This is a genomic window from Petropleomorpha daqingensis, from assembly GCF_013408985.1.
GTDB lineage: Bacteria > Actinomycetota > Actinomycetes > Mycobacteriales > Geodermatophilaceae > Petropleomorpha > Petropleomorpha daqingensis.
The window spans coordinates 4,094,120-4,119,042 of sequence record NZ_JACBZT010000001.1 but is presented as its reverse complement, the minus strand read 5'-3'; the positions used below and the strand labels follow the sequence as shown (position 1 = coordinate 4,119,042).

The 24,923-nt window shown below is 72.6% G+C and carries 23 protein-coding genes; 2 read left to right on the top strand and 21 right to left on the bottom strand.

The annotated features are described in order from the left end of the window. Positions 1-21: 21 nt before the first annotated feature. The 5 genes from hisH to hisD form a co-directional block, all read right to left on the bottom strand. The gene (hisH, locus tag GGQ55_RS20400) at positions 22-660 is read right to left on the bottom strand and encodes an imidazole glycerol phosphate synthase subunit HisH (protein ID WP_179719883.1); all 639 of its coding nucleotides are present in this window, start codon (positions 658-660) and stop codon (positions 22-24) included. A gap of 32 nt (positions 661-692) precedes the next feature. After that, a complete protein-coding gene (locus GGQ55_RS20395) occupies positions 693-923 on the bottom strand; it encodes a CG2302 family histidine operon protein (RefSeq protein WP_179719881.1) in 231 nt (76 codons plus the stop codon). A gap of 4 nt (positions 924-927) precedes the next feature. Next, complete coding sequence (hisB, locus tag GGQ55_RS20390; protein WP_179719879.1) at positions 928-1,524, bottom strand: imidazoleglycerol-phosphate dehydratase HisB; 597 nt, start codon at positions 1,522-1,524, stop codon at positions 928-930. Positions 1,525-1,606: 82 nt separating this feature from the next. Then, the gene (locus GGQ55_RS20385; protein ID WP_179719877.1) at positions 1,607-2,719 is read right to left on the bottom strand and encodes a histidinol-phosphate transaminase; all 1,113 of its coding nucleotides are present in this window, start codon (positions 2,717-2,719) and stop codon (positions 1,607-1,609) included. After that, positions 2,716-4,020 (bottom strand): histidinol dehydrogenase, encoded by a 1,305-nt coding sequence (gene hisD / locus GGQ55_RS20380; protein ID WP_179719875.1) that lies wholly within the window; start codon positions 4,018-4,020, stop codon positions 2,716-2,718. Before hisD ends, GGQ55_RS20385 begins: the two co-directional genes overlap by 4 nt. Positions 4,021-4,120: 100 nt before the next feature. Here hisD and GGQ55_RS20375 point away from each other — a divergent pair, with 100 nt between their 5' ends. Beyond that, the gene (locus tag GGQ55_RS20375) at positions 4,121-4,966 is read left to right on the top strand and encodes an LON peptidase substrate-binding domain-containing protein (protein ID WP_366489835.1); all 846 of its coding nucleotides are present in this window, start codon (positions 4,121-4,123) and stop codon (positions 4,964-4,966) included. A 4-nt stretch (positions 4,967-4,970) separates the two neighbouring features. Here GGQ55_RS20375 and GGQ55_RS20370 read toward each other — a convergent pair whose 3' ends face one another. From GGQ55_RS20370 to lspA, 9 genes are all read right to left on the bottom strand, one after another. Continuing rightward, positions 4,971-5,672, bottom strand: a complete 702-nt coding sequence (locus GGQ55_RS20370; RefSeq protein WP_179719872.1) for a DUF2567 domain-containing protein — start codon at positions 5,670-5,672, stop codon at positions 4,971-4,973. A 143-nt stretch (positions 5,673-5,815) separates the two neighbouring features. Further along, positions 5,816-9,373, bottom strand: a complete 3,558-nt coding sequence (dnaE, locus tag GGQ55_RS20365; RefSeq protein ID WP_179719870.1) for a DNA polymerase III subunit alpha — start codon at positions 9,371-9,373, stop codon at positions 5,816-5,818. 191 nt (positions 9,374-9,564) lie between these two features. Further along, positions 9,565-10,254 (bottom strand): ABC transporter permease, encoded by a 690-nt coding sequence (locus GGQ55_RS20360; protein WP_179719868.1) that lies wholly within the window; start codon positions 10,252-10,254, stop codon positions 9,565-9,567. After that, the gene (locus tag GGQ55_RS20355) at positions 10,251-11,081 is read right to left on the bottom strand and encodes an ATP-binding cassette domain-containing protein (RefSeq protein ID WP_179719866.1); all 831 of its coding nucleotides are present in this window, start codon (positions 11,079-11,081) and stop codon (positions 10,251-10,253) included. The genes GGQ55_RS20360 and GGQ55_RS20355 overlap by 4 nt, the downstream gene beginning before the upstream one ends. Beyond that, positions 11,078-11,416 (bottom strand): PadR family transcriptional regulator, encoded by a 339-nt coding sequence (locus GGQ55_RS20350; RefSeq protein WP_179719864.1) that lies wholly within the window; start codon positions 11,414-11,416, stop codon positions 11,078-11,080. Before GGQ55_RS20350 ends, GGQ55_RS20355 begins: the two co-directional genes overlap by 4 nt. Positions 11,417-11,554: 138 nt before the next feature. Further along, complete coding sequence (locus GGQ55_RS20345; protein ID WP_179719862.1) at positions 11,555-11,986, bottom strand: GNAT family N-acetyltransferase; 432 nt, start codon at positions 11,984-11,986, stop codon at positions 11,555-11,557. Then, complete coding sequence (locus GGQ55_RS20340) at positions 11,983-12,771, bottom strand: CPBP family intramembrane glutamic endopeptidase (protein WP_179719860.1); 789 nt, start codon at positions 12,769-12,771, stop codon at positions 11,983-11,985. Before GGQ55_RS20340 ends, GGQ55_RS20345 begins: the two co-directional genes overlap by 4 nt. A 15-nt stretch (positions 12,772-12,786) precedes the next feature. After that, on the bottom strand, positions 12,787-13,719 hold the full coding sequence (locus tag GGQ55_RS20335) for an RluA family pseudouridine synthase (RefSeq protein ID WP_179719858.1): 933 nt from the start codon (positions 13,717-13,719) through the stop codon (positions 12,787-12,789). A gap of 19 nt (positions 13,720-13,738) precedes the next feature. Next, positions 13,739-14,416 (bottom strand): signal peptidase II, encoded by a 678-nt coding sequence (gene lspA, locus GGQ55_RS20330; RefSeq protein ID WP_366489831.1) that lies wholly within the window; start codon positions 14,414-14,416, stop codon positions 13,739-13,741. Between the two features lie 180 nt (positions 14,417-14,596). Between lspA and mqo the strand changes: the two genes are divergently transcribed. Beyond that, positions 14,597-16,099, top strand: coding sequence for a malate dehydrogenase (quinone) (gene mqo, locus GGQ55_RS20325; RefSeq protein ID WP_366489829.1), 1,503 nt, complete (start codon positions 14,597-14,599; stop codon positions 16,097-16,099). A gap of 6 nt (positions 16,100-16,105) precedes the next feature. On the opposite strand, the gene GGQ55_RS20320 is transcribed toward mqo, so the two are convergent. From GGQ55_RS20320 to GGQ55_RS20290, 7 genes are all read right to left on the bottom strand, one after another. Further along, positions 16,106-17,344 (bottom strand): DUF4032 domain-containing protein, encoded by a 1,239-nt coding sequence (locus GGQ55_RS20320; RefSeq protein ID WP_179719853.1) that lies wholly within the window; start codon positions 17,342-17,344, stop codon positions 16,106-16,108. 102 nt (positions 17,345-17,446) lie between these two features. Then, positions 17,447-18,574, bottom strand: coding sequence for an ABC transporter ATP-binding protein (locus GGQ55_RS20315; protein WP_179719851.1), 1,128 nt, complete (start codon positions 18,572-18,574; stop codon positions 17,447-17,449). A 128-nt stretch (positions 18,575-18,702) separates the two neighbouring features. After that, positions 18,703-20,361 (bottom strand): glycoside hydrolase family 13 protein, encoded by a 1,659-nt coding sequence (locus tag GGQ55_RS20310; RefSeq protein WP_179719849.1) that lies wholly within the window; start codon positions 20,359-20,361, stop codon positions 18,703-18,705. Positions 20,362-20,365: 4 nt separating this feature from the next. Next, positions 20,366-21,625 (bottom strand): ABC transporter ATP-binding protein, encoded by a 1,260-nt coding sequence (locus GGQ55_RS20305; protein WP_179719847.1) that lies wholly within the window; start codon positions 21,623-21,625, stop codon positions 20,366-20,368. Between the two features lie 47 nt (positions 21,626-21,672). Next, positions 21,673-22,506 (bottom strand): carbohydrate ABC transporter permease, encoded by an 834-nt coding sequence (locus tag GGQ55_RS20300; RefSeq protein WP_179719845.1) that lies wholly within the window; start codon positions 22,504-22,506, stop codon positions 21,673-21,675. Then, on the bottom strand, positions 22,506-23,465 hold the full coding sequence (locus GGQ55_RS20295) for a carbohydrate ABC transporter permease (RefSeq protein ID WP_179719843.1): 960 nt from the start codon (positions 23,463-23,465) through the stop codon (positions 22,506-22,508). Before GGQ55_RS20295 ends, GGQ55_RS20300 begins: the two co-directional genes overlap by 1 nt. Beyond that, positions 23,462-24,826 (bottom strand): extracellular solute-binding protein, encoded by a 1,365-nt coding sequence (locus GGQ55_RS20290; RefSeq protein ID WP_179719841.1) that lies wholly within the window; start codon positions 24,824-24,826, stop codon positions 23,462-23,464. Before GGQ55_RS20290 ends, GGQ55_RS20295 begins: the two co-directional genes overlap by 4 nt. Positions 24,827-24,923: the final 97 nt, after the last annotated feature.

The window sequence follows — 24,923 nt, the reverse complement described above, 5'->3', positions numbered from 1 at the left end:
CGGCCCGCCTGCGGGCTGTCGTCAGTCCAGCGTGTCCAGCCAGTTCCTGAGCAGCTGAGCCCCGGCGTCACCGCTCTTCTCGGGGTGGAACTGGGTGGCCGACAGGGCGCCGTTCTCGACGCCGGCGACGAAGCGGTCGCCGTGCTCGGCCCAGGTGACCAGCGGGGGCTTGATCCGCGAGGGGGTGCCGTCGCTGCCGAGCGGGAAGTCGCGGACGCCGTAGGAGTGCACGAAGTAGAAGCGCTGGTCGGCGAGGCCGTCGAACAGGACGCTGCCCTGCGGCGACTCGACGGTGTTCCAGCCCATGTGCGGCAGCACGGGGGCCTTGAGCTGCTCGACGACGCCCGGCCACTCGCCGCAGCCCTCGGCGTCGTGCCCGTGCTCGACCCCGCGCTCGAAGAGGATCTGCATGCCGACGCAGATGCCGAGCACCGGGCGGCCGCCGGCCAGCCGCCGGCCGATGACCCGCGGCCCGTCGACCGCGCGCAGCCCCTGCATGCACGCGGCGAACGCGCCCACGCCCGGGACGACGAGGCCGTCGGCGTCGAGCGCCTGCTGCGCGTCGGCGGTCACGGTGACGTCGGCGCCGACCCGGGCCAGTGCGCGCTCGGCCGAGCGCAGGTTGCCCGAGCCGTAGTCCAGGACGACGACCTTCTTCACGCTGCCCACGGTACGGCGTCCCGGTGAGCCGCTCAGATGAGCCGCAGGATGCCCGACGCCGTGGCGAGCAGCGCGGCGATCAGCAGGATCACCGCGATCACGACGTGCGGTACCGATCGCCCACGCGGCTGCGCGGCCTGCGCGCCCGGCTTCGGGCGGCCGGTCGCCGGCGGCTCGTCCTGCTCGCCGCTCTGCCGCCACATGCTCCAGGCGCCGCCCAGCAGGAAGCCGCCCACGATGAGCAGGACCAGGCCGAAGTCCACCGGACTACAGCGCGCCCTTGGTCGACGGGACGCCGGCCACCCGCGGGTCGATCGCGACGGCGACGCGCAGCGCGCGGGCCAGGGCCTTGAACTGCCCCTCGACGATGTGGTGGGCGTCGCGGCCGGCGTAGAGCACCCGCACGTGCAGGGTGATCCGCGCGTTGAAGGCGAACGACTCGAGCACGTGCTTGGTCAGCGACGTCGGGTAGTCCGGCCCGATCATCGGCGTCATGGTCTCGGGCTCGGCGTGCACGAAGTACGGGCGGCCGGAGAGGTCGACGGCGGCCTGGACCAGCACCTCGTCCATCGGGATCGTGGCGTCGCCGTAGCGGGTGATGCCCTTCTTGTCCCCCAGCGCCTCGGCGAAGGCCTGGCCGAGGGCGATCGCGACGTCCTCCACGGTGTGGTGGGCGTCGATGTGCAGGTCGCCGTCCGCCCGGACGGTGAGGTCGATTCCGCTGTGCTTGGCCAGCGCGGTCAGCATGTGGTCGTAGAAGCCGACCCCGGTGCTGATGTCGCCGACGCCCGTGCCGTCGAGGTCGAGCTCGACGACCAGCTTGGTCTCGCTGGTCGCCCGTTCCACCCGTGCAGTGCGGCTCACTACGCCTCCTCGCTGACGCTCGTCGGCTCGTTCGCCGCGGCGGGCTCTGTTCTTGGTGAGCTCGCAAGCTCGCTCACCGGGCTCAGTCTCCCAGAGAGGCGCGGAACTCCGGCGCGACCTCACCCAGTGCGGTGAGGAAGGCGTCGGTCTCCACGGGCGTCCCGGCCGTGACCCGCAGCCAGCCGGGCAGGCCGACGTCGCGGACCAGGACGTCGCGGTCGAGCAGCGCCTGCCAGGCGGCGGCCGCGTCGGCGAACCGGCCGAACAGCACGAAGTTGGCGTCGCTCGGCACGCTGGTCAGCCCCATGGCGGGCAGCGCCGCGACGATGCGGTCCCGCTCGACCTTGACCGCCTCGACCGTCGCCAGCAGCGCCGGGGTGTGCGCCAGCGCCGTCCGCGCCGCCGCCTGCGTCAGCGAGGACAGGTGGTACGGCAGCCGGACCAGCTGCAGCGCGTCGACGACGGCGGCGTCGGCGGCCAGGTAGCCCAGCCGCAGCCCGGCCATGCCGAACGCCTTGCTCATCGTCCGGCTGACCACCAGCCGCGGCCGGCCGGGCAGCAGGGTCAGCGCCGACGGCGTCCCCTCGCGCGCGAACTCGGCGTACGCCTCGTCGACGATGAGCACCCCGTCTGTGGCGTCGTACAGCTCGGCGATCGTCTCCAGGGCGACGGCGGTGCCGGTCGGGTTGTTCGGGCTGGTCACGAAGACGACGTCCGGCCGCACCTCGCGCACCTGGGCGACCGCCGCGGCGGCGTCGATGGTGAAGTCGGCCCTGCGGTGCCCGTCGACCCAGGCCGTGCCGGTGCCCGCCGAGATGATCGGGTGCATCGAGTACGACGGCGTGAAGCCCAGCGCGGTCCGCCCGCTGCCGCCGAAGGTCTGCAGCAGCTGCTGGAGCACCTCGTTCGACCCGTTCGCGGCCCACACCTGTCCGGCCTCGATCCGCTCCCCCGACGTCCTGGTCAGGTAGGTCGCGAGATCGGCGCGCAGGCCGACCGCGTCGCGGTCGGGATAGCGGTTGAGCTCCCGCGACGCCTCGGCCAGCGCCGTGCCGAGGTCGGCGAGCAGCTCGGCGGGCAGCGGGTAGGGGTTCTCGTTGGTGTTGAGCCGGTGGGTGACCTTCAGCTGCGGCGCACCGTAGGGCGTGCGACCCCGGAGCTCCGGCCGCAGCGGGAGCGCGTCCAGATCGGTCATGCGCGGGTGCGGGCCCGCACGGCGGCGGCGTGCGCGGGCAGGTCCTCGGCGCCGGCGAGCGCGTCGATGTGCGGGGCGACCTCGGCCAGCGCCTGCTCGTCGTACTCGACGACGTGGATGCCGCGCAGGAACGACTGCACCGACAGCCCGCTGGAGTGCCGCGCGCAGCCGCCGGTGGGCAGCACGTGGTTGGACCCGGCCGCGTAGTCGCCCAGCGACACCGGCGACCACGGTCCGACGAAGATCGCGCCGGCGTTGCGCACGCGCAGCGCCACCTCGCGGGCGTTCCGGGTCTGGATCTCCAGGTGCTCGGCGGCGTAGGCGTCGACCACCGCGAGCCCGGCATCGAGGTCGTCGACCAGCACCACGCCGGACTGGCTGCCGTCGAGGGCGGTCATGATCCGGTCGGAGTGCTTGGTGGCGGCCACCTGCCCCGGGACCAGGTCGAGGACGGCGTCGGCGAGCGCCTCGCTCGTCGTCACCAGCACCGCGCCGGCCAGCGGGTCGTGCTCGGCCTGGCTGATCAGGTCGGCCGCGACGTGCACGGGGTCGGCGGTGTCGTCGGCGAGGACGGCGACCTCGGTCGGGCCGGCCTCGGAGTCGATCCCGATCAGGCCGCGGAGCAGCCGCTTGGCCGCCGTCGTGTAGACGTTGCCCGGCCCGGTGACCATGTCGACCGGCTCGCAGGAGCCCGCGCCGTAGCCGAAGACGGCGATCGCCTGCGCGCCGCCGACCGCGTAGACCTCGGTGACGCCGAGCAGCGCGCACGCGGCCAGCACGCCCGGGTCGGGCAGCCCCCCGTGGTCGCGCTGCGGCGGCGAGGCGACCGCGATCGAGCCGACCCCGGCGATCTGCGCCGGCACCACGTTCATCACGACGCTCGAGAGCAGCGGCGCCAGGCCTCCGGGCACGTACAGCCCGACGCGGCGCACCGGCAGCCAGCGCTCGGTGACCGTCCCGCCGGGCACCACCTGGGTGGTCACGTCGGTGCGCCGCTGGTCGGCGTGCACCGTGCGGACCCGGGCGATCGACTCCTCCAGGGCGGCGCGCAGCGTCGGGTCGCACTCGGCCAGGGCGCGGTCGAGGGCGGCCTGCGGGACGGCGAAGTCCTCGAGGTCGACGCCGTCGAGCCGGGCGGTGATCTCCCGGACGGCCTGGGCGCCGCGCAGCCGGACGTCCTCGCAGAGCGGGCGCACGGTGGCCAGGACCGAGTCGATGTCGGTGGCTGCCCGGGGCAGCAGGCCGGCGAGCTCGCGCGCCGGCGGCAACGCAGATCCACGCAGGTCGATGCGGGCGAGCACGGGCGACACCTCCGGAGTGGGCGGGCGAACCTCAAGGGTAGCCAGCGCGCCGGGAGAGCCCGCCCGCCGCCTGCCGCCCGGCGACCGTAGGCTCGGGCCCGTGGGCGAGCTCATCCCGCTGTTTCCCCTGGGGTCGCCCCTGTTCCCCGGTGTGGTGCTGCCGCTGTCGATCTTCGAGCCGCGCTACCGCCGCCTGGTGCAGGACCTGATCGCGCTGCCGGCCGGCAGCCCGCAGCGCTTCTTCGGCGTCGTCGCGATCAGGCAGGGCTGGGAGGTCGAGCGGGTCTCCCCCGCCGAGGCGCTCTACGACGTCGGCTGCTCGGCCCGGCTGCAGGCGGTCCGGCCGCAGCCCGACGGCCGGTTCCGGATCACCACCGTGGGCGCCGACCGGTTCCGGCTGCTCGACGTCGTCGTCGGGGAGGACCCGCCCTACCTGCAGGGCGAGGTCGAGTGGCTGGCCGAGGAGGAGGCCGCCGAGGAGGCGGCCGGTGACGCCGAGGGCCTGGTCGGCCCGGCTGGGGACGACGTCGCCGCCGAGGTCGCCCGCAGCTCGATGGCCGTGGTCGTCCGCGGCGTGCGGGAGCTGTTCACCCGCTACGTGGCCGAGGTGGCGGCGCTGCGCGGCGGCGGCTGGACACCCGGGGACGACGAGGACCTCGACCCCGACCTCGCCGATCCCGCCGACGGCCCGGCGCTGAGCGTCGGCGCCCAGACCGCCGAGCTGCTGCGCGCCGTGGCCGACGACCCCCGCGCGCTGTCCTGGCTGGTCGCGGCCGCGGCGCTGCTCACCACCGAGGACCGCCAGGCGCTGCTGGCGATCTCGGCGACCCGACGGCGGCTGGCCGCGGAGTCGCGGCTGCTGCGCCGCGAGCTGACCATCCTGCAGACCCTGGGCGCGGTGCCCGTGCCCCTGCAGGAGTTCGCCACCCCGATGACGGTGAACTGACCGGTCAGCCCTGCGACCGGCCCGCGGGGGCGTCGAACGGTTCGGGGAACGTCGGTTCGGCGGCCAGCACGGGCGGTGGCAGGTACGAGCGGCCCAGGTCGTCGCGGCGGGTGAACAGCGAGGCGGCCAGGTAGACGAGGACCGCGCAGAAGGGGCCCACCGCCAGCGCGGGCAGCGAGTGCAGGCCCAGGGCGGTGGTGACCTTGCCGCCGACGTCGGCCAGCTCCGCCTTGCTCGGCGCGGGCCCGAGCAGCTCGCCCAGCCGCCAGGCGATCACGCCGGCGGCCGCCGTCCCGACGGCGAGCGCCAGCAGCGTGGCGATGCCCCGGCGCCGCCGTAGCAGGAACCAGGCGAGCAGGCCGGCGAGCAGACCGAGCCCGGCCATCAGCAGCGCGAAGACGGCGTCGTCGGCGGCGAAGAGCTCCTCCGACGGGTTGCCGATCGCGGCCGGTCCCTCGGCGGTGATCCGGAAGTCGGCGCGCGGCGCCAGCAGCCACCACAGCAGGCCGACGAGGAACCCGGAGACCGCGAGCACCGCGACGACGACCGCGGCGGTCCGCAGGTCCCCGCGCACCTCCCGGAACGCCGACCACGGTCGCCGGGCGGGCAGCGGCGCGGCCGCCGCCGGAGCGGGCGGGAACCACGCCGGGCCGGCCCCGGCCGCTGGAACCGCGCCCGGGCGGTCGTCCGGGTCGGGAGAGCTCATGACCCCAGTGAACCCCGGAAGCCTGGGAAAAGGTCAACCGCCTCGCGGGACCCGAGGTGATCACACGTCAGTGGCCCTCTCCCCGAGGGCGAGAGGGCCACGGACGTGCATCTCTTTCGACGCGGGGCCGTGCCCGCGAACGCTCAGAGGATCGCGACGCTGGTCGGGCCGAGCAGCGCCTTGATGTCGCCCATGAGCGCGGTGCTCGGGCGCACCCGCAGCCCCTGGTCGAGGCGCAGCACGGTCTCGCGGCTGCCGTTGATCAGCTTGAGCTGCACCTCGGTGGTGCCGGGGTGGCTGCCGAGCACCTCGCGCAGCCGCTCCACCACCGGCGGGGTGCACCGGGTCGCCGGCATCGACACCAGCACCGGCCCGCGCGGGCCCTCGGTGAGCTCGGGGATGCTGATCTCGGAGGCGAACAGCGACGGCTGGTCGTCGCGGCGGCTGATCCGGCCCTTGACGACGACGATCTGGTCGCGGACCACGCGCTCGGAGTACTCCGCCCACGTCTTCGGGAAGAACAGCACCTCGATGCCGGACTCGAGGTCCTCGACCGTGGCGATCGCCCAGGGCGCGCCCTGCTTGTTGGTGCGCGGCCCGACCGCGGTGAGGATGCCGGCGATCGTGACGTTGGCGCCGTCCTCCACCCCGCCGGCGTTGATCTCGGCGATCGGGGTGTCGGCGTGCGCGGCGAGCACGTGCTCGACGCCGTGCAGCGGGTGGTCGGAGACGTAGAGGCCGAGCATGTCGCGCTCGAACATCAGCCGCTCGGCCTTGGACCAGTCGGCCATCGGGATGACGAGGTTCAGCGCGCTGCCGAACGGATCGTCCTCGGCCCCGTCGCCGAAGCTGCCGAACAGGTCGAACTGCCCCTCGGCCTCCCTGCGCTTGAGTCCCATCGCCGACTCGACGGCCTGGGCGTGGATGGAGACGATGCCCTGCCGGGAGTGGCCGAGGGAGTCGAACGCGCCGGCCTTGGCGAGGGACTCGATGACCTTCTTGTTGCAGGCCACCGTGTCGATCTTGCGCATGAAGTCGGGGAAGTCCTTGAACGCCCCCTTCTCCTCGCGGGCCTTGACGATCGACTCGACGACGTTGTGCCCGACGTTGCGGACCGACGCCAGTCCGAAGCGGATGTCGGTGCCGACAGCGGTGAAGTCCCACGAGGACTCGTTGACGTCGGGCGGCAGCACCTTGATGCCCATGCGGCGGCACTCGGCCAGGTAGACGGGCCGGCGGTCCTTGTCGTCCTGGACGCTGGTGAGCAGGCCGGCCATGTACTCGGCCGGGTAGTTGGCCTTGAGGTACGCCGTCCAGTAGGAGACCAGGCCGTAGGCGGCCGAGTGCGCCTTGTTGAACGCGTAGTCGGCGAACGGGACGAGGATGTCCCACAGCGTCTTGATCGCCGCGGCGGAGTAGCCGCGCTCCTTCATGCCGGCCTCGAAGCCGACGAACTCGGCGTCCAGGACCGACTTCTTCTTCTTGCCCATGGCCCGGCGCAGCAGGTCGGCCTTGCCGAGCGAGTACCCGGCGACCTTCTGCGCGATCGCCATGACCTGCTCCTGGTACACGATCAGGCCGTACGTGCCGCCGAGGATGTCCTCCAGGGGCTCGGCGAGCTCCGGGTGGATCGGCGTGATCTCCTGCTGACCGTTCTTGCGCAGCGCGTAGTTGGTGTGCGAGTTCGCACCCATCGGGCCGGGCCGGTACAGCGCGCCGACCGCGGAGATGTCCTCGAAGTTGTCCGGGCGCATGAGCCGCAGCAGCGAGCGCATCGGCCCGCCGTCGAACTGGAAGACGCCGAGCGTGTCGCCGCGCGCGAGCAGCTCGTAGGTGGCCGGGTCGGTGAGGTTCTTGCTGAGCTCGTCGAGGTCGATCGCGTCCTTGCCGTTGGCGACGATGTTGCGCAGCGCGTCGTCGATGACGGTGAGGTTGCGCAGGCCCAGGAAGTCCATCTTGAGCAGCCCGAGCGTCTCGCACGTCGGGTAGTCGAATTGCGTGATGACGGCGCCGTCGGCCTCCCGGCGCATGATCGGGATCGAGTCGATGAGCGGGTAGCGGCCGATGATCACGCCGGCGGCGTGCACGCCCCACTGCCGCTTCAGGCCCTCGAGCTTGCGGGCCTGGTCGACGACCTCGGCCGCACCGGGGTCGGACTCGTACTTGGACCGGAACTCCGCGGCCTCCTTGTAGCGAGGGTGGGCCGGGTCGAACACCCCGGACAGCGGGATGCCCTTGCCCATCACGTCCGGCGGCATGAGCTTGGTGAGCTCGTCGCCGACCGAGTAGGGGCGGTCGAGCACGCGGGCGGCGTCCTTGATCGCGGCCTTCGCCTTGATCGTCCCGTAGGTGACGATCTGGCTGACCCGCTCCTCGCCGTACTTGCGCGACACGTACTGGATGACCTCGCCGCGGCGGCGGTCGTCGAAGTCGATGTCGACGTCGGGCATCGAGACGCGCTCGGGGTTGAGGAACCGCTCGAAGATCAGCCCGTGCGCCAGCGGGTCGAGGTCGGTGATGCCCATGGCGTAGGCGGCCAGCGAGCCGGCGGCCGAGCCACGGCCGGGGCCGACCCGGATGCCGTTGTCCTTGGCCCAGTTGATGAAGTCGGCGACCACGAGGAAGTACCCGGGGAAGCCCATCTGGGTGATGATCCCGACCTCGTAGTCGGCCTGCTTGCGCACGTGGTCCGGGATGCCGTTCGGCCAGCGCTTGTGCAGCCCCCGCTCGACCTCCTTGACGAACCAGGAGGTCTCGTCCTCGCCCTCGGGCAGCGGGAACCGGGGCATGAGGTCGGCGCCCTCGGTGAACTCCACCTCGCACTGCTCGGCGATCAGCAGGGTGTTGTCGCAGGCCACGGCCAGCTCGCCGGGGAACAGCGCGCGCATCTCGGCGGCGCTCTTGAGGTAGTAGCCGTTGCCGTTGAACTTGAAGCGGTTGGTCTCGTTGAGCCGGGCGCCGGTCTGGATGCACAGCAGGGCGTCGTGCGCCTCGGCGTCGTCCTGGTGGGTGTAGTGCAGGTCGTTGGTGGCCAGCAGCGGGATGCCGAGGTCCTTGGCGATGGCCATCAGCTGCGGGCGGGTCTTCTTCTCGATGGACAGGCCGTGGTCCATGAGCTCGGCGTAGAAGTTCTCCTTGCCGAAGATGTCCTGGAAGTCGGCCGCCGCCTGCCGGGCCTTGTCCTCCTTGCCGGCGCGCAGCCACATGTTCACCTCGCCCGACGGGCAGCCGGTGGTGGCGATGAGGCCCGTGCCGTACCGCTCGAGCAGCTCGCGGTCGAAGCGCGGCTTGCGGTACTGGCCCTCGAGGCTGGCCAGCGAGGAGATCCGGAAGAGGTTGTGCATGCCCTCGGTGGTGCGGGCCAGCAGCGTCATGTGCGTGTAGGCGGCCTTGCCGCGCGAGGAACCGCCCTCGCCGTCCTCGTCGATGAGGTTGTCGCCGAAGTCGAACGGCGCCCGGTCGAAGCGCGACCCGGGGGTGTAGTAGCCCTCCATGCCGATGATCGGCTTCACGCCGGCGGCGTTGGCCTGCTTGTAGAAGTCGTAGGCGCCGAACACGTTGCCGTGGTCGGTCATCGCCAGCGCCGGCATGCCCTGCTCCGCGGCCGCCTTGGTCACCTCGGGCAGCTTCGCCGCGCCGTCGAGCATCGAGTACTCGGTGTGCACGTGCAGGTGCGCGAAGGAATCGGACGGGCTGCTCACGGGCGGTCGTGCTCCTCGGTGGTCGTGCGTGCCCGACCGTCGGTGCGTCCGGCGGGCGACCGGCGGGGAAGACCGGCAGGTGCTGTGCTGTCGGGCGAGGTCGGTGGGCGGTAGGTCGATCCTCGCACTGTCCGAGGTCTACGCCGAGGGTCTGACAGAACGTGTCTCCCCAGGCCGCGGCGTCCGTTCCGTCACACCTCGATGAGGCGCAGGTGTGGGCGGGAACGCAGAGCCCGGACCCGGGCGAGGACCGTCAGCGCGCCGAGCAGCACCACCACGGCGACGGCGTGCAGCAGCGCCCGGCGGACGTAACCGCCGTCGGTCCCGTCGACGGTCCAGGTGCCCAGCTCGCGCACCGACCAGAACGGCACGAACCGCGCCGCGAGGCCGAACGGGTCGAGGATCACCTGCAGTCCGGACACGACGAGCAGCAGCATCGCCGACTCCAGCGGACGCCGCAGCACCGCCGCGACCAGCAGCCCGAACGGGACGGCGATCAGTGCGGTGAGCAGCAGCCCGCCGATCACCCCCGGCCACCGCGGCAGACCGCCCTGGTCGACCAGGATCACCGTCGAGTAGACCGCGATCAGCGGCGCGGCGAGGCACCAGAGACCCAGCACCCGGCCGGCCAGCAGTTCGAAGGTGCCGAACCCCGACAGCCGCAGCCGCGGGTCGATCGCCTGCCCGGCCAGCCCGGCGAAGGCCGCCAGGGTGGACAGCGCCCATGCCATGCCGACGGTGGCCAGCCGGATGGACTGCCCGACCAGGTCGTGCCGCGCCAGGTAGAAGGCCAGCGGCACCAGGAACAGCAGCACCACCACCGCGCGCCGGCGCAGCAGCTCGACCACGGTCGCCCGCGCGACCACCCGCACACGGCTCACCGCGACCGCTCCCCCACGCCGACGCGCTGCCGCCCGAGATCCAGGACGGCGTCCACCCGCTTGAGCTGCTCGGGCCGGTGCGTCACGACGACGACCGCCCGGCCCTCGTCGCGCCAGTGCCAGACCTGCTCCCAGAAGTCGAGGAAGGACTCGCCGTCGAAACCCTGGTAGGGCTCGTCGAGCAGCAGCACGGCCGGATCCCCCAGCCCCGCGAGGACGACGTTGAGCTTCTGCCGCGTGCCGCCGGAGAGCTCGCCCGCGGTGCGCCGGTCGGGCCGCCAGTCCAACCGCCCTGCCAGCTGCGCACCGGCACGCCGGGCCTCGTGCCGGGACAGCCCGCGGCCCGCGCCGACCAGCTCGAAGTGCTCGTCGGCGCGCAGCAGGTCCACCAGCGCCGGCTGCTGCGGGCAGTAGCCGAGCGCCCCGTGCACGGTGACCCGCCCGGCATCGGGGCTCTCCAGCCCTGCGCAGATGCGCAGCAGGGTCGACTTGCCGGCGCCGTTGGGCCCGACGACCGCCACGACCTCGCCGGCCGCGACCACGAGGTCGACGCCGTCGAGGACCGGTCGGCGGCGGTAGCTCTTGGTGATGCCCTCGACCACGAGACGCGGCGGGGCGACCGACGCCGGCTCCACCGTGCCGGCGAACTCGGCGGCGACCACCCGGGCGTAGGCGTCCGCGGTACCGAAGGCCGACTCGGGCTGCTCACCGCTCTCGGCCAGGTGCGCCCGCGTCTCGGCGATGACCTGGTCGACGTGCCAGCCGTCCAGGTTCTCCCGGCGCAGGGCGCGGGTCAGCTCGCCCAGCCAGGGCTCCGCGCCGGTCATCGGGCCGCCTCCGCGCCCAGCGCCGTCCCGACCCGGCCGGCGAACACGGCCCACTCGCCGCGCTCGCGGGCCAGCAGCTCCACCCCGGGCGGGGTCATGGCGTAGTACTTGCGCGGCGGGCCGGACGCCGACTCCACCCAACGCGACCGGATCAGCTCGGCCCGCTCCAGCCGACCGAGCACCGGGTAGAGGGTGCCCCCGGGCACCGGCCCGAGGCCGAGCTCCTCCAGCGCGCGGGCCACGCCGTAGCCGTAGGACTCGCCCCGCTCCAGCTCGGCGAGCACGCACAGGTCCAGCACGCCGCGCAGCCACTGCGCCCGTCGGTCGTCCGCCATGGTCAGCATGGTAGCGACGAGCTATACAGCGGGGCTACCTAGCCGCGCTGGCCCAGCGGTGATCAGGCGACCTGATCGAAAGCTGTCCTCCCGGACCAACGCTGCTGCGGTAGGACAGCCGGTGATCAGGTCACCTGATCAGAGCTGCCGGCGCATGGTGACGTGCGCGATCCCGGCTTCCTCGTACTCTTCCCCCACCGCGGTGTAGCCGGCGCGCTCGTAGAACCCGCGGGCGGTGATCTGCGCGTGCAGCTCGACCTCCCGGTGCCCGCGCAGCGCCGCCTGGCGGTGCAGCTCGGCCAGGACGGCCGCGCCGTGGCCCTGCCCGCGGACGGCGGGGTCGGCGGCCATCCGGCCGATCACCGCGACGCCGTCCCGCTCGAGCAGGCGCCCGGTGGCGACCACGCGCCCGCTGGAGTCGCGGCTGACCGCGTGCACGGCGGTCGCGTCGGCGTCGTCCTGCTCGATCTCGGGCGGCACGCCCTGCTCGTCGACGAAGACCCGGGTGCGCAGCGCCGCCACCTCCGGGCGATCCTCGTGGCCGGCGAGTTCGGCCGTCGGCCCGCTCACGGCGCCGCCCGGGTGAGGGCGGGCAGCACCGACGCCGGCACGAGCAGGAAGCGCAGGTCGATCGCCGCGTGCAGCAGCACGGGCAGCAGCAGCGAGCCGGTGTCGAGGTAGAGCAGGGCCAGGACCCCGCCGAGGACGGCGGTCGTCACGATCCCGGCCACCCCCTGGTAGGCGTGCGCCAACCCGAACGCCGCCGCGGCGAGCAGCACGAGGATCGGCTCGGGCGGGGAGCCGAGCAGCGCCGACATCACGGCGAGGAAGAAGGCGCGGTACAGCCACTCCTCGCAGATCCCGGCGGTGAGCCCGACGACGGAGAACAGCCGCCGCTCCCCCGGGGTGCGCGGCAGCAGCGCCAGCGTGGAGTGCACGCCCGGGTCGGCGTGCCGGCCGTCACCAGGCCGGCGCAGCTGCTCGGTCGCGGTGCGCAGGGCCCCGGAGGCCATGGCGCGCAGGGAGAACAGCAGGAAGACCAGGACGGCGACGACGGCGACGGCGGTGACCGGCCCGGGCCACGCCGTCGGCCAGGCCAGGCCCACCGCGGCGAGGTCGACGCCCGGGGCGGCCGCCCAGACGATCGCGGCGATGATCGTCAGACCCCACTCGAGGATCAGCAGCCGCCGGTAGAACGAGCGCCGGGCGGCCGGGTCGCGGGACAGCCGCCCCTCGAAGCGGCGGTGCAGCACGTAGCCGGCCAGCGGCTCGCCGACCACCAGGTAGCCGGCGAGCAGGATCGCCGCCAGCGCCGCGGGGCCCCAGGCGTCCAGCGAGGAGGGCAACCAGTCCACGGGATCAAGCCACCCTCACGACTCGGCGCGCAGGATCGCGAGCGCGCCGGCGAGGTCGGCCGGGTAGTCGCTGGTGAACTCCACCCAGCGGCCGTCGGCCGGGTGCGGGAAGCCGAGCCGCACGGCGTGCAGCCACTGCCGGGCCACGCCCAGCCGCTCGGCCAGCGTCGGGTCGGCGCCGTAGGTCGTGTCGCCGACGCACGGGTGCCGCAGGGCCGAGAAGTGCACCCGGATCTGGTGGGTGCGGCCGGTCTCCAGCTTGATGTCGACCAGGCTCGCCGCCGGGAAGGCCTCGATCACCTCGTAGTGCGTGACCGACGGCCGGCCGCCGCTGACCACGGCGAACTTCCAGTCGTGCCGGGGGTGGCGGTCGATCGGGGCGTCGATGGTGCCGCGGGACGGGTCGGGGTGGCCCTGGACCAGGGCGTGGTAGCCCTTCTCGACGGTCCGCTCCTTGAACGCCGCCTTGAGCGCGGTGTACGCGCGCTCGCTCTTGGCCACGACCATCACCCCGGTGGTCGCGGCGTCCAGCCGGTGCACGACGCCCTGCCGCTCGGCCGCCCCCGACGTCGAGATCCGGTAGCCGGCCGCGGCCAGCCCGCCGACGACGGTGGGCCCCTCCCAGCCGGGGCTCGGGTGCGCCGCCACCCCGACCGGCTTGTCGACGACCACGACGTCCTCGTCGTCGTAGAGGACGGTCATCCCCTCGACCGGCGCCGGCGGAGCGGGCTCGCCCGGCGGCGGGGGCAGCTCGACCTCGAGCCAGCTGCCGCCGGTGACCCGCTCGCCCTTGCCGCGCACGCGGCCGTCGACCTGCACGTTGCCGGCGTCGGCGACCTCGGCGGCGGCAGTGCGGGAGAGCCCGAACAGCCGCGAGAGCGCCTGGTCGACGCGCTGCCCCTCGAGCCCGTCCGGCACGGGGAGCGCGCGGTACAGGCCGGAGGTCACGACCCCATTGTGACCGGGGTCAGCCGCGGGCCGTCTCCTTGCGGCTCCGCGTGCCGTCGAACTCGATGCCGCGCAGGGCCAGCAGCACGCCCAGGATGCCGCCGATGGTGATGGCCGAGTCGGCCGCGTTGAAGACCGGGAACACCCGCCCGTCGGGGGCGAACACGGAGATGAAGTCGACGACGCCGCCGCGCAGGAAGCCCGGCGCGCGGAAGATCCGGTCGGAGAGGTTGCCGATCGCGCCGCCGAGCACGAGGCCGAGCGCGATCGCCCAGCCGGTCGAGTACAGCCGCCGCGCCTGCCGCACGATGACCACGGCCACGGCGACCGCGATGAGGCTGAACAGCACGGTGGCGCCCTCGGCGAAGGAGAACGCGGCGCCGGTGTTGCGCCAGAAGGTCAGGTAGACCGCGCCGCCGAGCAGCTTGATGTCCTCGCCCGGCTCGATGTTCGCGACGACGAGCACCTTGGTGAGGACGTCGACGGCGAGGACGGCCACGGCGATCGACAGGAGCAGCAGCATCCGCGGCCGGCGGGCCGGGGCAGCGTCGTCCTCGACGAGGTCGGGGTCGGTGGGCTCGGCCAGGACGGCGCTCCAGGGTCCGGTGCGGCCTCGCCGGCCGCGCTCGCGGACGACGATACGGCGCCCCGGCGCTCCGACCGCGGAGCCGCTGCCCACCCCCCGGGAGTGACGCACGCGACCCGATCCCCCGCCGAATGAGCCGATCGTGACCCGAAAACATGGCGAAGGTCACGGACCGGAGATTCCTCACAGCGCCGAACGCGCATGTCACGGGCCGGATCGTCCGACCATCAGAAGAGCGGCGCGCAGCGCCCGTTCCTGGCACGCGAGACAAGGCACGTGAGAAAGGCCGACGTGACTCCCGACGGTGTAGTACCTGACAGCGCCAACCCCGACGTGGTCCTGGTCGGCGGCGGCATCATGAGCGCGACCCTCGCGGCGCTGCTCGGGGTGGTCGCGCCGCAGTGGTCCGTCGCGGTGTTCGAGTCGGCCGCGGACGTCGCCGGCGAGAGCTCGGGGCCGTGGAACAACGCCGGGACCGGTCACTCCGCGCTGTGCGAGCTGAACTACACCCCCGCCGGCACGGACGGCGCGGTCGACCCGGCCAAGGCCGTCGTGATCAACGAGCAGTTCCAGGTCTCCCGCCAGTTCTGGTCGCACCTGGTCCGTGGCGGCATGAGCGACGGCTCGCCGAAGACCTTCATCACCCCCGTGCCGCACGTCAGCTTCGTCACCGGCGAGGACGGCCGCGCCTACATGCGCAACCGGTACGAGGCGCTGGCCCGCCAGCCGCTGTTCGCCGGGCTCGAGCACGCCGAGGGGCAGGCCGAGCTGGCCGAGTGGGTGCCGCTGATGATGGCCGGCCGCGACCCGCGGCAGGTCGTCGCCGGCACCCGCTCGGTCGCCGGCACCGACGTCAACTTCGGCGCGCTGACCCGCCTGATGCTCGAGGACGCCGGGCGCCGCGGCGTGCCGGTCCACACCGAGCAGCGGGTGCACGACCTGCGCCGGGAGACCGACGGCCGCTGGCGGGTGACCGTCCGCGACACGCGCACCGGCGAGAAGCGGGTGCTGCGCGCCCGGTTCGTCTTCGTCGGCGCCGGTGGCGGCGCGCTGCCGCTGCTGCAGCGGGCGGGCATCCCCGAGATCAAGGGCTTCGGCGGCTTCCCGGTCAGCGGCAAGTTCCTGCGCACCCGCTCCCCGGAGCTGGTCAGCCGGCACCAGGCCAAGGTCTACGGCCAGGCCGCCGTCGGCGCGCCGCCCATGTCGGTCCCGCACCTCGACCTGCGGCTCATCGACGGCGACCACTCGCTGCTGTTCGGTCCGTACGCGGGCTTCTCCCCCAAGTTCCTCAAGGCCGGCTCGCTGGTCGACCTGCCGCGCAGCGTCCGGCCGGGCAACATCGGCTCGATGCTCGGCGTGGCCCGCACGGAGATGGCGCTGACCCGCTACCTGGTCCGCGAGCTGCTGCAGTCGCGGGACGCCCGGCACACCACCCTCAGCGCGTTCGTGCCCGAGGCGGACGCGGCCGACTGGGACATGATCACCGCCGGCCAGCGGGTCCAGGTGATCAAGCGCGACCCGGCCACCGGCCGCGGTGTGCTGCAGTTCGGCACCGAGCTCGTCGTCGGCGGCGAGGGCAGCATCGCCGGCCTGCTCGGCGCCTCCCCCGGCGCGTCCACGGCGGTCTCGGCGATGCTCACGCTGCTGGAGCGCTGCTTCCCCGAGCAGATCCCGGCCTGGACGCCGGCCCTGCAGGAGGCCATCCCCTCCTACGGGCGCTCGCTGTCGGCGGACGAGGCGCTGCTCGCCGAGGTGCGCGCCGAGACCATGCAGACGCTCGAACTGAACGGCTGAGACGGCTCAGGTTTCGGGGTTCAGCGCCGCCGCCGGCGGGGTCAGCAGGTCGTCGGGCACGTTCGGCAGCACGTTGGTGATGTAGTCCTCCGCGGCCGCCGTCGTCCCCACGTCGCGGCCGGCCGCCTCGGACAGGAACCACCGGTGCTCGAGGATCTCGTGGAAGATCTCGGCCTCGTCCAGGCGGGTGCGCAGCTCCGGCGGGACCATGACCATCACGGGCTGGTAGACGTCGCGCAGCCACCGGGTGGCCGCCGCGTGCATGGGCACCCGCTTGCCCTGGACCTGCTCCATCCAGCCGCGGAAGCTGGCGATGTCGGCCAGCAGCCGGCGGGCCTGGTTCTCCCACACGTCCAGGCCGGTGAGCGCGAGCAGCTCGCGCCGGTGCCGCCCGGGCTCGGCGACCCGGGTGGTCAGCTTGAGCCGGCTCCCGCCGCTCGGGTCGTCGATCAGCTCCACCTCGTCGACGTCGAAGCCCAGCTCCTGCAGCCGCCGGATCCGCTCGGCGATGCGGAACCGCTGCTCCTCGCGCGTCATCACCTCCTCGTCGGTCAGCTCGTGCCAGAGGTGGTCGTAGCGGTCCACCAGCTCGTCGGCGACCTCGATCGGGTCGAGCTCCGGGGGCAGGAGCTCGCCGCCGGCGAGGTCCATCAGCTCCCCCGCGACCCGCTCCCGGGCCAGCTCCAGGTCGTACGCGCGCTGCCCGTCGGACAGCCGCTCGTGCAGCTCGGCGGTCTCGGCGTCGACGAAGTAGGCGGTGAGCGCTCCGGCGTCGAAGCGGAACAGCGTGTTCGACAGCGAGCAGTCGCCCCACCAGAACCCCGCGAGGTGCAGCCGCGCGAGCAGCTCGACCTGCGCGTCCATCAGCCGGTCGCTCATGTTCGCCCCCCGCGGGCTGGAGAACAGCGCGCGGAAGGACGAGGAGTACTCGAGGAAGCGGGTCACCAGGATCGCGTCGAGGTCGTCGGGCCGGTCGACCACGACGCCGAGCACGTCGACCGAGGGGATGCCGATGTCCTTGAGCCGGCGCAGCAGCGCGTACTCCTTGCGCGCCAGCCGCTCGGAGATCTCCTTGAGCGCGAAGACCTCCCCGCCCTCGCTGACGAACCGGACGACGTGCCGCGACAGGCCCCGCTGCGGGATCTCGGTGAGCCGGTCGTCGGTCCACTGCTCCAGCGGCTGCCTCCACGGCAGGTCGAGCAGGCCCGCGGCGGCCTCGGCAGGCGGGCTGAACACGAAGTGCACGAACGCTCCCCCGGACGACGGTGCGCTCAGCGTACGAAGGGTGTCACCGGTCGCGGCGCGGCGCCGTCGGGGCGCCGCGCCGCCCGGTGGCGGCGGTAGCGGTCAGGCGGTGGGGACGGCGACGTCCCCGGACACCCGCCGGCCGGACTCGGGCGAGAAGACGTGCACCTCCTCCGGCGCGATCGCGATGGCGATCTCCTCGCCCTTCAGCGGGACCCGCTTGGCGTCGACGCGGATCGTCAGCAGCTTGTCGTCGCCGGCGGCACCCGACCCGCCCAGGTGCAGGTTGCCGTAGGCGTAGGCGTCCGAGCCGAGCTCCTCGACCACCACGACCTCGAACGGGAAGCCCTCGCCGGCCGGCACCACGCGCACCGACTCGGGCCGGAAGCCGACGGTCGCGGTGGTGGCGTTCTCGCTGCCGAGCAGCCCCAGCACCTCGCGCGGCAGCGGGAGCGTCTGGTCGCCGATGACCGCGCCGTCCTGGCTGAGCGGGAGGTCGACGATGTTCATCGCCGGCGAGCCGATGAAGCCGGCCACGAAGACGTTGGCCGGGCGGTCGTAGAGGTCGCGGGGCGTGCCGACCTGCTGCAGGTACCCGTCCTTGAGGACGGCGACGCGGTCGCCCATCGTCATGGCCTCGACCTGGTCGTGGGTCACGTAGACGGTGGTGACGCCCAGCCGGCGCTGGAGTGCCGCGATCTGGGTGCGGGTCTGCACGCGCAGCTTGGCGTCGAGGTTGGAGAGCGGCTCGTCCATGAGGAAGGCCTGCGGGTGCCGCACGATCGCGCGGCCCATGGCCACGCGCTGCCGCTGACCACCGGAGAGCGCCTTGGGCTTGCGGTCCAGGTAGGGCTCCAGGTCGAGGATCTTCGCGGCGTCCTCGACGCGGGCGCGGATCTCCTCCTTCTTCATGCCGGCGATCTTGAGCGCGAAGCCCATGTTGTCGGCCACGCTCATGTGCGGGTAGAGCGCGTAGTTCTGGAACACCATCGCGATGTCGCGCTCCTTGGGCGGCAGGTGCGTCACGTCGCGGTCGCCGATCCGGATCGACCCCTCGGTGACCGCCTCCAGCCCGGCCAGCGCGCGCAGCGAGGTGGACTTGCCGCACCCGGAGGGGCCGACCAGCACGAGGAACTCGCCGTCGGCGATCTCGAGGTCGAGGGCGTTGACCGAGGGCCGGTCGGCACCGGGGTACTGGATGGTGGCGTGGTCGTAGGTGATCCCGGCCATTCCGCATGTCCTCTCACGTGGGCGCGCGGTCCGCCCGGACTCGCGTCGTTCTGGTTGGTGCGTTTCAACGGAACACTGTCACAGTCGGTGTGAGTGGTGCCACACAATCGCCCAGCACGGTGAGCGCGTCACCGGCCGGGGTCCCGAGCGGGGCGCAGCCACACCGCGGCGTCCGTCGGGAGGGCCCTGTCGCCCGGCTGACTGCTCAGCAGGACCTCGCCCTCCCCGGCCAGGTCGACGGCCTCGTCGGAGAAGTTCACCAGGCACCGGAACGCGGGACCGCGGTCGAACGCGAGCACGCCGTCGCCGGCGTCCGCCCAGCTCAAGCCGGGTTCCCGGAGGCACGACAGCTGCCGCCGCTGCCGCAGTGCCGCGCGGTACAGCGACAGGGTCGAGGACGGATCGGCCTCCTGCGCCGCCGCGGTGAGCGCCCGCCAGCCGGGTGGCTGGGGCAGCCAGGGGCGCACGCCGTCCGGCGAGAACCCGAACGGCGGCTGCTGACCGGACCACGGCAGCGGCACGCGGCAGCCGTCCCGCCCCCGGACCGTGCGGCCCGACCGCTCCCAGGTCGGGTCCTGCAGCGCCTCCTCCGGCAGGTCCTCCACCTCGGGCAGCCCGAGCTCCTCGCCCTGGTAGAGGTAGGCGCTGCCGGGCAGCGCCAGCGTGAGCAGGAGGGCCGCCCGGGCCCGGCGGCGTCCGAGGGCCAGGTCGGTCGGGACGGCGGCGTCGAAGCCCATCGCGCCGCCGGAGGTGTCCGCGCGCCCGAACCGGGTGACGTGGCGGGTCTCGTCGTGGCTGGACAGGACCCACGTGGGCGGGGCGCCCACCGACTCCATCGCGGCGAGCGTCTCGGTGATCGCCGTCCGCAGCGCCCGCGGCTCCCACGGGCAGCGGAGGTAGTCGAAGTTGAAGGTCGTGTGCATCTCGTCCGGCCGCACGTACCGGCTCAGGCGCACCGGCCCGTTGACCACCGCCTCGGTGACGAACAGGCGCTCGCCCGGGTACCCGTCGCCCACGGCGCGCCAGCGGCGCAGCACGTCGTGGACGGCGTCGACGTCCCAGTGCGGGTTGTCCACCCACCGGGTGGACTCGAACGAGGCGCCGGGCCCGTGCCCGGCGTCGGGCAGGCCCGGGGCCTTGGCCATCGCGGGTGCTGCGTCGACCCGGAATCCGTCGACGCCCCTGTCGAACCAGAACCGCAGCACGTCGTCGAACTCGGCGCGCACCCCCTCGTCGTCCCAGTTCAGGTCGGGCTGCTCCGGGGCGAACAGGTGCAGGTACCACTGCCCGGGGCTCCCGTCGGGCTCCTGCACGCGGGTCCAGGCGATCCCGCCGAACGCGCTGATCCAGTCGTTGGGCGGCCGGTCGCCGCCGTCCCGGCCGTCGCGGAAGAAGTAGCGGTCCCGCTCGCGTCCGCCGGGCCCGGCGGCCACCGCGGCCCGGAACCAGGGGTGCTCGACGGAGGTGTGGTTGGCGACCAGGTCGATGATCACCCGCAGCCCGAGGGCGTGCGCCTCCGCGACGAGGGCGTCCGCGTCGGCCAGGGTGCCGAAGCGGGGGTCGATGTCGCGGTAGTCGCTGACGTCGTACCCGCCGTCGGCCATCGGCGACGGGTACCACGGCGTGATCCAGACCGCGTCGACCCCGAGGTCGCGCAGGTAGCCCAGCCGGCTGCGCAGGCCGCCGATGTCGCCGACGCCGTCCCCGTCGGAGTCGGCGAAGCTGCGCAGGTAGACCTCGTAGATGACGGCCGACCGCCACCAGGCCGCGTCGGCGCGGTCGCCCACGGGGTCAGGCGGCCCCGGTGCCTGCGGCGACCTCGGACCTCGCCTCCTGCACCTGCTCGACCCGGTCCTGCGTGGCCATCCGCGTCAGCTCGGCCCCGGCCTCGGCGTCGCGGGTGAGGTTGTCCCCGGTCTGCGGGTCGAAGACGTGCACCTTGCGGCCGTCGAGCCAGAAGTCGGCCTCGCGGCCCTCGCGGATCCGGCTGGTCGCGTCGATCGAGACGACCGCCTGGGTCCGCAGCTCCTCGGAGTCCAGTTCCCGGGACAGCTCGCGCAGCTGCTGCTCCACGGCGGCCGGCGCCTCGTACGGGATGTAGGCGTACTGGGAGTCGCCCAGCCACTCCGTCACGTCCACCCGCGCCTTGAACAGCGTCCCGTGCGGCCGCTTGGCCTCGTCGACCAGCGCGGCGTCCTCGAAGTACTCCGGACGGATGCCGACGAGCAGCAGCTCGCGCCCGGCGACCAGGCCGGCCCGGCGCTCGTCGAGCTCGATGGCGCCGAAGGGCGTCTGGAGCTTGTTGCCCTCGAGCGTCGCCGGCAGGAAGTTCATCGGCGGCGAGCCGATGAACCCGGCCACGAACAGGTTGACCGGCTGCTCGTAGAGCTCCCGCGGCGAGGCGACCTGCTGGATCCGGCCCTTGCGGAGGACGCACACCCGGTCGCCCAGGGTCATCGCCTCGGTCTGGTCGTGGGTGACGTAGACCGTCGTGATCCCCAGCCGGCGTTGCAGCCGCGCGATCTCGGTGCGCATCTGCCCGCGCAGCTTCGCGTCGAGGTTGGACAGCGGCTCGTCGAAGAGGAACGCCTCGGCCTGGCGGACGATCGCGCGGCCCATGGCCACCCGCTGGCGCTGGCCACCGGAGAGGTTGGCGGGCTTGCGCTCGAGGTGCTCGCGCAGCTCGAGGACGTCGGCGGCCTCGTCCACCCGGCGGCGCACCTCGTCGTCGGGGGTCTTCGACAGGCGCAGCGGGAAGGCGATGTTCTCGTACACCGTCAGGTGCGGGTAGAGCGCGTAGTTCTGGAACACCATCGACAGGTTGCGGTCCCGCGGCGCTTTGTCGTTGACCCGCTTGCCCCCGATGATCATGTCCCCGCTGGTGATGTCCTCGAGCCCGACGATCATCCGGAGCAGGGTCGACTTCCCGCACCCGGACGGCCCGACCAGGATCATGAACTCGCCGTCGGCGATGTCCAGGCTCACGTCGTTGACCGCCGGGAAACCGTCGCCGTACTGCTTGACGATGTTGCGCATCTCGATGGAAGCCATTGCTCGTCCCTCGCAGGTGTCGATGGGTGGGAGGCGTCGGGTGCGGGTCAGCCCTTGACCGCGCCGTTGGTCAGGCCGGCCACGATCCGCCGCTGGAACAGCAGGACCAGGACGACGACCGGGATCGTGACCACCACGGCGGCCGCGGCGGTGATCCCCGTCGGGTCCTCGAACTGGGACGCGCCGGAGAACAGGCCGAGCGCGGCCGGCACCGGTCGTGCGCGACTGGTCGAGGTGAGCGAGATGCCGTAGGCGAAGTCGTTCCAGGCGATGAAGAAGGCGATGATCGCCGTGGTGAACACGCCCGGGGCGGCCAGCGGGACGATCACCTTGCGGAACGCCTGCCAGGTGGTGGCCCCGTCGACCTGGGCCGCCTGCTCCATCTCCCAGGGGATCTCCCGGAAGAACGCCGACATCGTCCAGATCGAGATCGGCAGGGTCAGCGAGAGGTAGGGGATGATCAGGCCGAGCCAGGTGTCGTACAGGCCGATCTGCCGCCACAGGTTGAACAGGGGGGTGACGATCGAGATCACCGGGAAGATCGCCACGGCCAGCGCGGTGGACAGGATGAGCTTCTTGCCCGGGAAGTCCAGCCGGGCGATGGCGTAGGCGGCGAACATCGACAGGATGCACGACACGAACGTCGCGATCAGGCAGATGCCGAACGAGTTGCGCAGCGCCGGGAGGAACAGGTCGGCGGCGCTACCGCTGAAGATCTGGGTGTAGTTCTCCCACGTCGCCTTCGTCGGCAGGAACGCGGCGTTGGAGATGTCGCTGGGCGCCTTGAGCGACAGCGACACGATCCAGGCGATCGGGAACAAGCAGTACAGGATGATCAGGACCCCCGCGACCCACCACCAGACCTTCTCGCGCGTGGACATCACTCACCCCTCGCCTGGGCCAGGTCGATCTTGAATCCCTTGATGAAGCCGAACGCGATGATCACGACGGACAGGAAGAGCAGCACGGAGACCGCCGATCCGAGACCGATCTCCACCCGGGTGATCGTCTGCCGGTAGGCCAGGAACGACACGGTCTCGGTGTTGTTGGCGCCGGCGGTCATCACGAAGATGCTGTCGAAGATCCGGAACGCGTCGAGGGTCCGGAACAGCACCGCCACCATGATGGCGGCCTTCATGTTCGGGATGGTCACCTTCCACAGCCGCTGCCAGAAGGTCGCCCCGTCGACCTTGGCCGCCTCCTGCAGGACCTCGGGGACCTGCGCGAGCCCGGCGAGCAGCAGCAGCGAGATGAACGGCGTCGTCTTCCAGATCTCGGCCAGGCACACGACCGTCAGCGAGGACGCCTGGCCGCCGAACCAGTCGGTGTCGACGCTGATCCCGGGCAGCCACGCGAACCAGTGGTTGACGAACCCGGTGTCGATGTCGAAGGCGAACTTCCAGGCCAGCGACGACACGACGGTGATCACCGCGTACGGGATGAGGATCGCCGCCCGCAGCGTCGGGCGCAGCGACCGCAACGCCTTGGCCATGACGAAGGCCAGGGCGAAGCCGAGCACCAGCTCCACGGCGACGGTGATGACCGTGATGAGCACGGTCACGCCGAAGGCCTGCCACCACAGCGAGTCGGTCAGGATCACGCCGTAGTTGCTCAAGCCGGTGAACGACCGGTTCTCGGGGTCGGTGAGCCGGTAGTTGAACAGGGAGTAGTAGACGGCCTGGACGATCGGGTAGGCGGTGACCAGGAGCATCACCAGGAAGGCCGGCCCGGCGAGCATCCAGCCGAGCTTGCGCTCGGCCCGGGACCGGTCGCTGATCCGCCTCGAGGGTGCCGAGACGGGTTGGGTCTTCTCGACGGGTGGGAGGGTCGTCTGGCTCATAGCAGCTGGTCCCCTCGGAGAACGGCGGCGATCAGGTCGGTCGCCTGCTGGGGTGTCGACTTCGGGTCCACGTCGGCCGGCGGGTGGTACTCGCGCTGGATGCCGCCGGACACCTCGCTGTAGTACGGGGTCTGCGGTCGGGGCGCCGCGGCGTCCAGCGACTCGCGGATCACCGGCGCCTGCGGGAAGACCTTCAGCACGGCGGGGTCGTCGTAGACGGCCTTCGACGACGCCGGGTTGCCGTTGGTCTCGAAGTAGTACGCCTGGTTCTCGTCGCTGGTGATGCACTCGGCCGCCTCGAAGGCGAAGTCCGTGTGCTCGCTGAAGGCGCCGATGCCCAGGTTGATCCCGCCGTACGGCGGCTTGGACGGGGTGTCGGCGTCCACCCGTGGGTACAACGCCCAGCCGTAGTCGTCGGGCACCGACTTGTCGAGGGTCCCGGCGTCCACGGCCGACAGCGCCCGCGGCCAGACGAACGGCCAGTTCACCTGGAAGCCGCCGTCCGCGCTCTCGAAGCCGGTCGCGCTGGTGTCCTCGTTCGAGGTGGAGAAGGCCGCGCCGACCTCGCCGGAGTTCGCGACGTCCCGCATGACCTCGGCCGCGCGGACGCCGGCCTCGGAGGTCAGGCCGAACTGGTAGTCCTCGGGCTTGGGCGTGACCTTCTCGATGATGTGGCCGCCGGCGGACTCGATGAGGGCGTTGAGCCACACCGTCAGCGACTCCGAGCGGATGCCCTGCGCACCGATGAGCTTGTGCTGCGACTTCGCCGCCTTGATGAGCTGGTCCCACGTCACGGGCTGGCTCATGTCCAGGCCGGCGGCCTCGGCGACCGACTTGCGGTACCAGAGCAGCTGGGTGTTGGCCCAGAACGGGATCGCGACGAGCTTGCCGTCCCAGGTCGAGCCCTGGATCGCCGACTCCACGACGCCGTCGGACACCCGCGACGCGACGTCAGGGGGCACGGGGGCGAGGAAGCCGGCCTGCGCGAACTCGGGGATGTACGGCGGGTCGAGGCTCATCAGGTCGATCGAGGAGTCCTCGGCGGCCAGCCGGCGCACGAGCTGCTCGCGCTGGGAGGGCGAGTCACGCGGCAGCTGGGAGATCTCGATCGTGTACTGGCCGTTGGCCGCCGCGGTGCACCGGTTGGCGATCTCCTGCTGCCCCCCGGAGTCCGGGTTGATGTACCAGGTGAGCGTCGGTGGGCCGCCCGACCCACCTCCGCAGGCGGCCAGGGTGGAGGCCAGGACCAGCGAGGCGAGGGCGCCGACACGAGCGCGCCGCCGTCCTGATCGTCCCGGTGCGGATCCGGTTGAGGTTCGCCCGGGGCGGTTTCCGGGGCTGGGAGCGTGGGACACGGTCATCCCCTCCGGTGGCGCTAGCTGACCAGGAAGCGGTCTCCGGAGCGTGGCCCAGGTCACATACCGTGTCAATTCGGGATCGGCTCGCACCGCACGCCGT